This window comes from Amycolatopsis coloradensis (genome assembly GCF_037997115.1).
In the GTDB taxonomy this organism is placed as follows: domain Bacteria; phylum Actinomycetota; class Actinomycetes; order Mycobacteriales; family Pseudonocardiaceae; genus Amycolatopsis; species Amycolatopsis coloradensis_A.
Window position 1 is genome coordinate 7,941,798 of sequence record NZ_CP150484.1, and the last position, 12,074, is coordinate 7,953,871.

11 protein-coding genes and 1 tRNA gene are annotated in these 12,074 nt (G+C 67.1%); 1 reads left to right on the top strand and 11 read right to left on the bottom strand.

Annotated features, from left to right (window positions below):
* Nucleotides 1-692: 692 nt before the first annotated feature.
* From LCL61_RS37090 to LCL61_RS37125, 8 genes are all read right to left on the bottom strand, one after another.
* Nucleotides 693-1,169: an ATP-binding protein gene (locus LCL61_RS37090; protein ID WP_340684048.1), complete on the bottom strand. Its 477-nt coding sequence runs from the start codon at nucleotides 1,167-1,169 to the stop codon at nucleotides 693-695.
* A gap of 319 nt (nucleotides 1,170-1,488) precedes the next feature.
* On the bottom strand, nucleotides 1,489-2,985 hold the full coding sequence (locus LCL61_RS37095; protein WP_340684049.1) for a cryptochrome/photolyase family protein: 1,497 nt from the start codon (nucleotides 2,983-2,985) through the stop codon (nucleotides 1,489-1,491).
* The gene (locus LCL61_RS37100; protein ID WP_340684050.1) at nucleotides 2,982-3,422 is read right to left on the bottom strand and encodes an SRPBCC family protein; all 441 of its coding nucleotides are present in this window, start codon (nucleotides 3,420-3,422) and stop codon (nucleotides 2,982-2,984) included. Before LCL61_RS37100 ends, LCL61_RS37095 begins: the two co-directional genes overlap by 4 nt.
* A 13-nt stretch (nucleotides 3,423-3,435) precedes the next feature.
* A complete protein-coding gene (locus LCL61_RS37105; RefSeq protein WP_340684051.1) occupies nucleotides 3,436-3,921 on the bottom strand; it encodes a TspO/MBR family protein in 486 nt (161 codons plus the stop codon).
* Nucleotides 3,918-5,303 carry a TIGR01777 family oxidoreductase gene (locus LCL61_RS37110; RefSeq protein ID WP_340684052.1) on the bottom strand — a complete coding sequence of 462 codons (1,386 nt, stop codon included), beginning with the start codon at nucleotides 5,301-5,303 and terminating at the stop codon, nucleotides 3,918-3,920. Before LCL61_RS37110 ends, LCL61_RS37105 begins: the two co-directional genes overlap by 4 nt.
* A gap of 287 nt (nucleotides 5,304-5,590) precedes the next feature.
* The gene (locus LCL61_RS37115; RefSeq protein ID WP_340684053.1) at nucleotides 5,591-6,442 is read right to left on the bottom strand and encodes a MerR family transcriptional regulator; all 852 of its coding nucleotides are present in this window, start codon (nucleotides 6,440-6,442) and stop codon (nucleotides 5,591-5,593) included.
* A 171-nt stretch (nucleotides 6,443-6,613) separates the two neighbouring features.
* Nucleotides 6,614-6,910 (bottom strand): hypothetical protein, encoded by a 297-nt coding sequence (locus LCL61_RS37120; protein WP_340684054.1) that lies wholly within the window; start codon nucleotides 6,908-6,910, stop codon nucleotides 6,614-6,616.
* Between the two features lie 231 nt (nucleotides 6,911-7,141).
* Nucleotides 7,142-7,444, bottom strand: a complete 303-nt coding sequence (locus LCL61_RS37125; protein ID WP_340684055.1) for a hypothetical protein — start codon at nucleotides 7,442-7,444, stop codon at nucleotides 7,142-7,144.
* Nucleotides 7,445-8,403: 959 nt separating this feature from the next.
* Between LCL61_RS37125 and LCL61_RS37130 the strand changes: the two genes are divergently transcribed.
* Entirely contained in the window at nucleotides 8,404-9,828 is a 1,425-nt protein-coding gene (locus LCL61_RS37130; protein ID WP_340684056.1) for an AbfB domain-containing protein, read from the top strand.
* Nucleotides 9,829-10,430: 602 nt separating this feature from the next.
* Here LCL61_RS37130 and LCL61_RS37135 read toward each other — a convergent pair.
* The 3 genes from LCL61_RS37135 to LCL61_RS37145 all read right to left on the bottom strand — a co-directional run bounded on the left by LCL61_RS37135 (nucleotide 10,431) and on the right by LCL61_RS37145 (nucleotide 12,045).
* Nucleotides 10,431-10,504: transfer RNA gene (locus LCL61_RS37135), tRNA-Ile, on the bottom strand.
* A gap of 279 nt (nucleotides 10,505-10,783) precedes the next feature.
* Nucleotides 10,784-11,188: a hypothetical protein gene (locus LCL61_RS37140; RefSeq protein ID WP_340684057.1), complete on the bottom strand. Its 405-nt coding sequence runs from the start codon at nucleotides 11,186-11,188 to the stop codon at nucleotides 10,784-10,786.
* Between the two features lie 119 nt (nucleotides 11,189-11,307).
* A complete protein-coding gene (locus tag LCL61_RS37145; RefSeq protein ID WP_340684058.1) occupies nucleotides 11,308-12,045 on the bottom strand; it encodes a polyphosphate polymerase domain-containing protein in 738 nt (245 codons plus the stop codon).
* Nucleotides 12,046-12,074: the final 29 nt, after the last annotated feature.

Below are 12,074 nucleotides of genomic sequence, written 5' to 3' on the forward strand. Positions count from 1 at the left end.
AATATCGCCTTCTTGATGGCGACGGTTTCTTCGTCAACTCCATGTGATCGTCACTAGTCAACGTGTTGGGGAGCGGCCGCGATGGGCTCGCTCCCCAACACGCGCGAGGCCTGATACGTCCCCAGCATGACCAGCCTGAAACGACAGCAATACGCGATCGAGGTTTATCCAGGTCTCTTCCACCTAGCCAGCACCAACCCCGTCGGCGAACACGACCCAAGCGACCTTGTTTCCGAACTTTACACCGACAACGCTGTCTGCCTGTTCGGCGACAACGGCATTGTATTCAACAGCGCATTCCAGTCGCACCTAACAGCAGTCTCACTCGAGTTCCTGACCGCCCGCCCCACGACAAGAGCGTCACCGACAACGCTACGCCCGACTCGGCCGTCAAGACTGCCGAGGGACGTATCATGTTGAGAGAAGAAGGCCTGCTGTTCGCGAACCCCGACCAGGTCATGCCGGACAAGGCGGTCGAGCCTCCCTATTTCGGCAGCTCCCACGCACGCGTAACCCGACGACTTCTGGAGTCCCCGCAGGCCTACGTCCCGCCGACCACAGAGGCAACCCCTACCGGGCTTGAGGAATGGTCCATTACCTTCTGGCCGGTCACATCGGACACGCAACTTCGGCGCAATTGACCGGCGACCCAAGCCGAACTTGTCGCCCCCGCGCGTGCGGGGAGCGCGGCGTCAGAATATGGTGTTCTGCCGCAGCACAGCCGGCCGCCAGATCATCGTCATTTGAGTCCCGTCCTGTCCGGTGTCGACGTGCAGCTGATCGGTGACCTTGTCGATCAGGAGCAGCCCGCGACCTCTGGACGTGGAGGCGTCCGGCGGGCGCCGTGGTGTGACGGGGATACCGCATCCTGTGTCGGTGACGACGACGGTCACCGAGTCGCCGGACCATTCGGCGTACAGTCTCATCCAGCCCCGTTCACCGGGATAGGCGTGTTCGACGACATTGGCCAGTGCCTCGTAGGTGGCAACGATGATGTCGCAGCCGCTGTCAGGATCCAGCGGCAGTTTTTCCAGCCAGAACGTCAGTTGCCGGCGTAAGGTGGTGGCCTCGCTGTCCAGGGCCGGTACGAGTTCTTCGAAACTGGCCCTGACCGAGCGGTCCATCGGACAGCTGAACCTGGCCGGGACGGCGGTCTCGGTGGACTCCACGTCGGCGTCGTCGCGGTGTGAATTCGGCTCGGAAGTATGTCGATGCATGATCTGGTCCTTCCTGCCTTGGCTCGCGCCCTCAGTCGCGAGCTCTAGTAAGAAACTGCCCAAAAGCGCCGTTTCTTATTCGTGACGTTTCGGGGGTACCCCGGGCGGCTACGTCATCCGGCGGTGTGGGCTCTGCTCGCCAGTCCCGGCGACCTCGATCGGAGACGTTGAGCCGTTGTCGCCCTGCGGAATGGAGCCGTCTCGGCACTCTAGCCGCGGGCGGGTCCGGCCGTGCCCTGGACACATCCACCACCAGCGGGGGCTGGCCTCGTCAAAAGTGGCGTCGGTCGCGCTCCTGGGCCACGACTCCGGTCAAATCCGACAGTCTGTCCAGTCCGTTGAGAGGCTGGCGCATGCGCTGGTTTCCTCGCAGGCGGTCCGCGTTGCGATCGAGGAAGGCCCAGTATCCGGCGGTGAAGGGACACGCGTCCTGGCCGAGGCGTTTCTTCGGGTTGAAGACACAGCCGCCGCAATGGTCGCTCATGCGGTTGATGTACGCGCCGCCGGCCGCATAGGGTTTCGTCGCGACGATGCCGCCGTCGGCGTACTGGCTCATCCCGATGACGTTCGCGGGCATCACCCAAGGGAATCCGTCGATGAACGCGGTGGCGAACCAGCCGGTCAGCTCGGCCGGGTCGTAGCCGCGTTGCAGGGCGTGGTTGCCCAGCACCATGAGTCGTTCGATGTGGTGGGCATAGCCGCGGTCGCGGACTCCGGCCAGCGCGGTGCGCAGGCAGGCGGCTTCGATGACGTCGGCGTCCAGCTCTCGCCACCACTTCGGCAGTCTCCTGCGCGCCTGCATCTCGTTGCGACGCAGGTAGTCCGGGCCGAGATGCCAGTACAGGTGCCAGATCCATTCACGCCAGCCGAGGATTTGGCGGATGAAACCTTCGACGCTCCCCAGTGGAGCCGTGCCGTCCCGGTAGCGTTGTTCGGCTTTCCGGATCACGTCGAGCGGGTCGAGCAGTCCGAGATTGAGTGGTACCGACAGCAGCGCGTGTGACATCGCCCAGTCAGCGTGAAGCATGGCGTCCTGATGCGGACCGAAGGTGGCCAGGCGGTGGTCCAGGAAGCGACGCAGAGCGCGGTCGGCCTCGGCGTGGCCGACCGCGAACCGTCGTGGACCGTCGACTCCGACGGGCTGGATCGCTCCCTCTCGCTGCGCGCGGTCCAGGTCGGCGCGTACTTGGACATCGATCTCGTTTTCCCGGGGGTGCCAAGGAGCGGGCACCGGGAGAGTCGATCGCCCGGGCGGCGGACGGCGGTTGTCGTGGTCGAAATTCCATTTTCCGCCGGCCGGTTGGCCGTTGGGGTCGAGCAACACCCCGAAGCGGCGCCGCTGATCGCGGTAGAAGTCCTCCATCAGATAGCGGTGCCGGTTCGCCACCCACTCCGAGAATTCCTTTTTGGACAGGACGAAACCCGGTGTTGGGAGAATGCTTTCCACGACACCCTGTTCGTGGAGCCGCCGGACCAGCGCCTCGGCTGCATGTGAACCCGGCTCGTGCACCACGACAGGTTCGCCGAAGCGACGCAGGCCTTCGGTGTAGGTCGGGGCGTCGATGATCCGTGCCCGCTCGCCCAGATCGGCGGCCAGCCGTCGCATTCCGGCCTCGACCAGGTGCAGCTTCTGCCGATGGAACGGGCGGCGCGCGAAGGCCGCGGTCGAGCGGATCAGCACGACTTCGCGGTCGCGGAGTTCCGGTGTGCTGTGGAAGTGCGGTCCGAGCTGGTCGCCGAACAGCCACAACGCGGGCGGAGCGCTCATCCGGCCGCCAGCTGCCGCAGGCGCGCGGTGAGAACGGGGACCACTTCGTCGCCTAGGCGCTCGAACTCGCGCTTGAGGAACGGAGAGGCCAGTTTCGCGAGCCCGTGGAACGTGATCGTGGCTTGGTAGCGAACGGTGGTCGCGGCCGGGCCGGTCTGCAGGGTGAAATCGTCGATGGACGTCACGGTCCGATTGTGTCCCACCAAGGTGATCCGGTCGGGGTCTCGTCTGGTGAGCCGGTAGGTCAGCTCGGTCCGCTTACCGCGGAACTCCGAGACGTTGCGCCATCGTGTCCCGACCTCGATGTCCCCGTCGTCGATCTGGACGCAGGAAACGGTGCCGGGGTCCCAGTCGACGGCGTGCGCGAAATCGGCGAGGTAGCCGGCGATGAGCGGGGCGGATGTGGCGACGGTCAGGCTGCGTGCGACGTGCACCATGGCGTTCTCCAGCTCAGTTCAGGAAGAGGATCGCGACGTTGAGGGCGGTCGCGAACAGCGTCCAGGCCAGGTAGGGCACTTGCAGGGCGGCGGAGAGCGGCGATGTCCGGCGGAATGACAGGATGGTCCCGGCGATCACCAGGTCGAGGGCGATGATGTCGGCCAGTGCCGCGGCGTACGCGCCGGCGGCGAAGAACAACGGTGTCCAGGCGGCGTTCAGCACGAGCCCGGCCGCGAACCATCCGAGGCCGCGGCGGCTGCCCCTGGCCTTCCAGAACAACCAGCCCGACAGCGCGATCGTGACGTACAGAACCGTCCACACCGGACCGAACAACCACGCGGGCGGCGCCCATGCGGGCAGGGACAATCCACTGTAGACGGACTTGGCCTGCATCGAGGCGAGTGCGCCAATCACCGCCACCGTGGCGACCACGGCGAAGAAGCCCACCAGGGCCACGGGAGCGGGGACGCCGCGTCGGGCGGGCTGCACTGTGGTCATCGTTGTTCTCCGATCGGATCGGTCGACGGAGCTCCGGATACTCCGGTGGGCATCGTGCCCAGGGAGTGACCGAGCGTGTCTTCGAGCTGTGGGTGCCGGAACACGTGCCCCGCCTCGCGAAGGCGTTGTGGCACGACACGTTGACTGGCGAAGGCCAGCTCTTGTGCGCCCGTGTTCCCGAGAAGCAAGCGTGGCCCGAGTTCGGGCACTCGCAGTAGCGTCGGCCGGTTGAGCACACTGCCGAGTACGCGGGTGTAGTCCGCATTGCGGATCGGCGCCGGCGCGACCGCGTTGACCGGCCCGACAAGGTCGCGATCCGTGAGGGCGCGCAGATAGACGTCGGTCAGATCGTCCAGTCCGATCCAGGACATCCACTGCTCGCCGGTGCCGAGACGGCCACCGAGACCGGCACCGAACAGCGGGTACTGCAGCCGCAGAACACCGCCGCGAGGACTCAACACCAACCCCGTGCGTATGTGGACGACGCGGATCCCGACGGCGGCGGCCGGCCCTGTGGCGCCTTCCCATTCCGCGACGACGTCCGCGAGGACACCGTCCCCTCGCGGGCTCTGCTCGGTGAGCACTTCCTCCCCACGCGTGGGCCCGTACAAGCCGATGGCGGACGCGGACACGAAGGTCGACGGTCCGTCGGTGGTACGAGCGGCGAGTTCGGCGAGCGCGCGAGTGGACTCGACGCGGCTATCCCGCACAGCGCGCAGGTGACCGGCGGTGAACCGGCCCGCGATCGGCTTCCCGGCCAAATGCACCACTGCATCGACGCCGACGAGAAGATCACCGGCGGGGGCGTGCGGATCCCAGGTGCGTTCGTCGCCGTCACGAGCCGGGCGCCGCACGAGCCGGATCACCCGGTGTCCGGCCGTGGTCAGGAACGCGGTCAACGCCGTCCCCACCAGGCCACTGGACCCGGTCACCGCGATCGTGAGCGGTTCAGCCCGGTACCGGTGCTGCGCGGCGAGATCCGCGGCGAGCTGGCGGTGCCGGTAGGCGAACATCGACCGCAGCAACCGTTCCGGGACAGGGGTGTCCACGACATCGGTCACCGTCGTCCGGTTCTCCCCCGCCGCCGAGAAGAAGTGACTGTGCCGCCAGCGCACGACTCGGGACAAGACCGGAGTGCTCAACCGGTCGACGAACCGGCGCGGCGGATCGAAACCGGCGGGATCGTGCGACGCGTCCCAGGTCAACCCAGCCGGGAAGACCAGCTTCGCGTGACCGTCGCGGAGCGACGCGGCCTCGGCCCCGACCTGTACGGGCTGCCACGGTGGCGTCAACCGCACGATCGCACCTCGGCGACCATGCCAGTCGAACACTTCGCGCACCGGCGCGTCCACCACGCTCGAGAACTCCAGCCCCACGCGCACGCCTCCACCATTGCGTTTCACAACCGATTCAAGCGTATCCCCATCGGAGAAGTACCGCACCTTGGCCGCGAGACGAAGGCCTCAGGTGCGATGCATGCACGTTGCACCCGAGGGTTGTAAGGAGACGCTGATGACTCGGAGTTCCGCGCCGGGGCTCATCACCGCCGCGATGCCCTCGGCCGAGACACAGCTTGCCCAGCGCACACGCAAGTACGTCGTCAACAACCCCGGCCCGCCGTCGTGAGAAGGTCAGCCGGTTCCGGCCGAGTACTCGTGCCCTGTGGAGCTCACCCGCCGAAAGCCTCCAGAGCGCCCAAGAACGAGGCCGGAGCGGGTTCTCCGACGACGGGCAGCCCTGACCAACCAGGGCCGGCGGGGCGGACCGGAACACCGTTGTCGTGCAGGAGCTTCAGCAGGGCGATGTCCGCGGAGTGCGACGCTATCGACCAGATCACCACGTCGGTGGGGTCGAAGCGGGCGGTGAGTTCGCGAACGACGTCGACGGAGACCGGACCACCGAGATACAGCGCGGGTGCGCCGTGGTCACGCAGCGCCGCGGTCAGCATCTTCACCGGCAGGTCGTGCCCCTCGGCCGGGCCGCAGGCGAGCAGGACCGGCCGTCTGCCCGGCGACGCCTTCTCCGGCGTCGTGTACCGGTCCAGCGCCGCGGACGCCGCGGTGGCCAACGCCCACTCCGCGGTCATCACGCTGCGCTCGCCATGGATCGTCCAGTTCGCTCCCAAGGAGCTCAGCACCGGAGCGACGATTTCCGTCCAGGTCGCGGCGACACCGAGCGTCACGAGCGCGTCGTCGAGCATTCCGGCGACGGCGGCGAGATCGAGCGCTTCGGCGGCGTCCACAAGGCGCGCACTGCGAGTGCCGGCCGTCGCCTGCGCGGCCGACCGAGTGAGGACGAGGCGAGCGGCATCTCGCGCACTGCTCCCCTGGGCCTGCAGAGCGCGCATCCGGCGTAGGCGCTGGATGTCCTCCTCCGTGTAGCGACGCCGCCCATTGTCCTCGCGCCGGCCGGCACCGATGCCGTAGCGCTGCTCCCACGTTCGCAGGGTCACCTGCGAGATCCCGAGCAGCCGGGCGACTTCGGCCGAGCCCGGCAGGCGTGACTCGCTGTCGAGGATCACGCCTGGCTCCTTCCCGTTCGGATGCACCAGCCAGTCGGCCGGACAGCGATCACTACCTTCGTCACCGCGTCCAGCGGACGAGCGAGGGGTCAGTTTACCGCCTGCATCGAACTTGCATCCGTTCGTCGTGGTCATCAACGTTCGGACGACCCTCCGGAGTTGAACCGACGTTCAGTCACGCAGGGCTCGTGAATGACACCAGCCGTACAGCAAAAGCGGTCCTGCCGAGTTCTGCGCCACGATCACCGTCCAGATCGCGACATGACCGGGATGGTGGCCGGACGCCGCCCACACCGTGCCGGCGGCGAGGTACATCCAGAACACGAGCGCGACCGCACGCGCGGACGACCGTCGTCGAGGATGCCGGCTGTCCACAATGGTCAACGCGAGCATTCCGTGGACGATCAACGGGAGTAGTACGACCAGCATCGGCCGGATGACCGTGGTACAACTCCCGATGCTGAGCATCCACCTGCCTCGCACGCTCAACCAAGTCACCGTCCAAACCTGGATGGACGGCTACTTCCACTTTCGACGCACTTTCCGCCGTTGTGTGCCGTGGCGCTGAGTCGGATGGACTATCCGCACTCTCGCGAAGATCTGCGAGCGCTTGCAGCAAGCCCGGCCCGACCTCGGACCAGCCGATCAGCAATAGCGGTCCCACCGCGTCGAACAGCGCCTTGCCGATCTCTCCAGCAATCAGGGTTCTGCCACGTTCAGCGCCAGCGTCACCGCGCTCGCGAGCACGAGGAGCCTCCGCGCAGAGCGCTGCACGTCAGGAGCTGCTCCATGCACCGACAGGCGGCGGATCGCCACGAGCAACGCCACAACCGTCAGGTCCACTGCGGGCGCGACCAACGGCGCGACCCACACCGGAACCCCGAGCCGGAGAGCGAGCGCGAACACATTGCCGAACCCGAAGAGGAGCGTCAGCCCGACCACGGTCCCCACCATCGTGCTCACAGCCGACACAGCCGGATCGCGCCGATCCCCCACCGTCATCGTCCACACCCCCAAGCAACGTAGGCATACAAGACGGCTGCACAAGGCGACAGGACCCGGCACGTGCGAGCCCGAGACGCGCCCGAGAGGTCTGAAATAGTCCGACACCAGGCGACACACCCCGACACCGCGGACACCTCGTGACCAGACGAAAAGGTCTTGTCCGGCATCACGCGACACCATCCGACACGCCCAGGTGCCGACTCTTGATCAGCTGGTTGCCGAAGATCCAGAGTAGGTCACCACATCTGGCAGACACCGCCAGCCCTCAGCGCACGCGTCGGCGACGGAATGCACTCGCGAGAGTTGGCCTGGGCTAACCTCCCCCGCTGGACTCGAACCAAGAACCCTCCGGTTGACGGAATCCAGTCTGCACCTGGTGTCCGCCCGACGCGGGTCGCTCTTGCCTCATTGGGATTTGTCAGTGCTGGCTGTCATGATCTCCACGCTCAGGATCCCCTTGAGCTGGGTGGGTACCCGGCTGGGCTGCGTCGTCCGCAACTGCGCCGCCCAGCGCCCATGCCCAGCCGTCAGTGTTCGACGGAGCTGGTTCCTAGCCGTAGGAACGGGGCCACGACGAACTGCTTCCTCCTGCGATCCCCAAGAACAGCATGCAGTCCCCGCGCCGGGCGGTGGCTCTTCGATGCCGCCCAGGTCGGCGGTCCCGAAGGGCCATCACTTGGTGCCGTTCGCTCGATCGTGCCAAGATTCGCCGATGGCTCCGCGTTCCCTCTCCCTCAACGTAGAGCCCACCCTCTTTGCCCGGTAATCGCTGCGCTCCCGACATCGCCCATCTCGCCACAACATCGAACGCCCCGAAGCCAACGCAAGCGGCCACGTCCGACGCTCACGACCGTGACCGACTCAGCCCCTTCTTTCGGAAAGGGAATGATGGAACCAAGCAGTTTCCGCTTCCGTGCGGTGCCAGAAGTGCCTCAGCCCGCTGGGCCAACGTCGTCGTGAGGCCGCTGGCTGCCTCCGACACGCGTGAGATCGGGCGCTACCGGCTGCTGGCGGAGTTGGGCCGGGGCGGCATGGGGCGCGTACTGCTGGCCAGCGGCCTCGATGGACGGCTCGTTGCGCTCAAACAGGTGCTCACTCCCCTGACACACGACGAGGGCTTCCGCGCCCGGTTCCGCCTCGAGGTCACAGCTTCCCGGAAAGTCTCAGGCGCCTACACCGCCGCCGTGGTCGACGCCGACCCGGAAGCGACCACCCCATGGCTGGCATCGGTGTTCACTCCCGGCCCGACCCTCCAGCACGCGATCGAGGTCGCCGGTCCTCTACCACCGGAGGCGGCCCTGCGCCTGGCCGCGGGACTTGCCACCGCTCTGACGGAGATCCACGGCGCCGGCCTGATACACCGGGATCTGAAGCCCTCCAACGTGCTGCTGGCCGGCGACGGCCCCCGAGTGATCGACTTCGGCATCGTCCGCGTGCTCGACCCCGCCAGCGGTGGCCTCACGCGTACCGGCTGGCTGATCGGCACACCGGAGTACATGTCCCCCGAACAAGCCGACGGCCACGCACTGACCCCAGCCAGCGACGTGTTCTCCCTCGCCGCCGTGATCGCCGCAGCCTGCAGCGGCCGGAGTCCGTTCGCTGGTGCTTCACTCCAGCGCGGGCTGGCCAACGTGATCAACGGCAAAGCCGACCTCAGCTCGATCCCATGGCCAGTACGCCGGATCATCCAGCCGTGTTTCGCCACTGATCCCGCTAAACGGCCGACACCGGCAGGCCTGCTGGAGATGATCGGCCACGTCGCCCCGTCCCTACAGCCCTGGCCCGCCCCCGTGCATCACCTCATCCAGGCACAGCGCGACGAGGTCATCCAACTGCTGGACGAGTCACCGGATAGACAGCTCGCCCCGACTCGGATCGGATCGCCGTTCGCCCCGGACGACATCGACCTCCCGATCGGGCAAGCACGGTCGTTCCAGGTGGTCACACCCGGCTTCGACAACCGCTACCTTCGGCACCAGGGCAGCCTCGCACGCACCGATCCAGTCGAGCCGGGTAGCGACACACTCTTGAAGGAAGACGCCACCTTCGTCATCCGGCGCGGACTAGCAGACGACAACTGCTACTCCTTCGAGTCACGGAACTATCCCGGGGCATACCTGCGCCACTCCTACTTCCGCCTCCGCCTCGACGCCCGGGACGGCACCGCACTGTTCGACGCCGACGCCACCTTCCACGCCCAACCCGGCCGACTCGGCACCGAAAACGTCTCCCTGGCGCCGTACAACTTCCCCGACCACCTCATCCGTCACTACTACGCCGAAGTATGGATCGCCAGCACCGGCCAACCCCACACAATCCACACACCAGCCAACTACGACGCAGACGTCACCTGGCACGTCACACCACCTTGGGCGCCCTGACACCCTCACTCACTGCGCCGCGGCAACACCTGGACCTCGAATCTCACGCCTTTTCGCCTGCAGCAAATCTGGAGCACGAGGCCGGCCTGCTGAGCCCGCCTGTTCCAGCCGACTATCGCCTGTCAGAATCGCACGCTAACCGCTACTTGGCCGAATGCTCTTGCCGAACAGATCGAACTCGCCAAACACGCCAACGCGACGCCGAGCTCATGACTCCCATCGGGTACGCCACGCTCTACTCAAGTTCACCGCTCGACGTGACCGCGTCAGTACAAGATGCGCAGGTCGAGGGCGGAACCGTAGATGTCACTGGCCTTCTGCTCGAGAACGCAGATCACGCCCAGCCGACCTTCGACCGCGCCTAGCTTGTCGAACTACGCAAGCAAAGAACCCCGGCCCCTGCTGAAGCCCCCACCGAAGCGCTTGTGACGACGAAGCAAAAGTCCTGCTACGCCACCAACCCTGCTCCCACAGAGCACTTATCCAAAACTCGGCACACCGGAGCAAACGGAGACATAACGGAGCCCAGTCACGATTCACGCCGAGGCGAAATTGCCGCCGAAAGGCCAACATCCCCGCAGGTCGGCAGCGATATCGATGTGTGGGCCGGGTCGGGCTCGAACCGACGGCCAAGGGATTATGAGTCCCCTGCTCTAACCAACTGAGCTACCGGCCCCAACGGTGCCCTGATACCTCCGTGGGAGCCGTCCCAGCCCGAACAGCGGGTTTGCGAACGCACAGAAGTCCCAGTTCGTTCTAAGTTATCACAGCGCCCACCTGCCACGATCGCCTAGGCCGATCAGCTGGTTTCCGGCGCCGGGCGAAGCCGACTCGTCTAGGTTTCAGGGACAGCGCCGGGCGGCAATCCGCCCGGGCCCATCGGGGCAGGGAGGCGCTCGTGGCGAATCCGGTCGCCATCGGGCTCGGTGTCGTGGCCGTCCTCGGCGTAGTGGTGTTACTGAGGGCGAGCATCCGGGTACTGCGGCGAGCCGGTCTCCGCGTCGACGCTATCCTCGCCGACGAACTGGACGACCGGCCGCCGCCGAGGTAGTCGATTACCGGTCCTCTTTGGACGGTCAGCCGCCCGCCGGCGGAACAACCTCGACGTGGTCGGCTGCGAGATCGGCGCGCCATAGGCCGCGAAGCTGAACCAGGTCGCCCCACCGGCCTTCGGCGTGGTCTGGGTGAACATCGCCCGCACCTGAAACGTGGTCGCCGAGACGACCACCACCGCCGGGACCGCGGCCAGCGCGTGCCGCACGGTGCACATCCCCGCTCCGTCGGTCACGCACGACGTCTCCGCGGCCTGCACGCTCGGTGACGGCGACGGGCCGACGGCGCCGGAAGTCCCGGCGAACACGGTGCCTCGGCCGCGGCGACGGGCAACCCCGCCACGGCGAACGCGGCCTTTCCCTGGCCCCCAGGTTCGTCCTCCCTCACTGGGGGCCGGACGGCCCGTCGGCGGCCATGCCGCGATCGTTACGCCACGCCGAGCCGCCGCAGCGCCGGTCGCCACCGGTTCCCGCCGGTGGCCAGCCCCAGCGCCACCAGTCCCGCGCAGTACTTGCTCACCGACTGCTCCCGGATCCGCAGTTTCGCCAGCGCCTCGGTGACGCTGTTGCGCTCGGCCGCCGACTTCACCTCCAGCAGCACCAGATCACCCCCGGCGGCGAGGCTCCGCGAACCCGAACGCCAGACCAGTGACGTGTCGCAGGTGATCCGCGCGTCGGCGGCGACGAGGGTGGTCCGCCGGTAGTCGGTGATCAGCGCGGGAGTCAGCGGCCGGGGCGCCGGGCGGCCGTAAGCGACGGTCAGGGCGTCGTCGAGGAACGTCAGCGCGGGCGCGGTCAGGCCGTGCGCCGCCTCGGCCGGGTGCGGGCGGCGGACCTTGACCGTCTCGTCGCGCTTCCCGCTGACCTTGAGCTCGCAGTAGGTGTCGGCCGAGTCGGTGTAGGTCCGGGTGCGGATCTTGAACCGGCGCCGCCGGTCCTGCCGGTGCGCCCGGTAGATCGCGAGATCCGGGGTGTCGAAATACGTCGACGAGTAGCCGAACACGCGTTGCCCGTCGATCTCCAGACAGCGCAGCGACGCTCTCAGCGCCTCGGTGACGGCCAGGAAGTCGTTGAGCGGCAGGACGTACTTGCGATCCGTGCGGCTCATCAGCCCGCTCGTGGCGACGACTTCGGCCAGCGACAGCGAAGGGAGGCCTTTCGTCACCGCCGCGACAGTGGCCGTTCCGCGCCCGC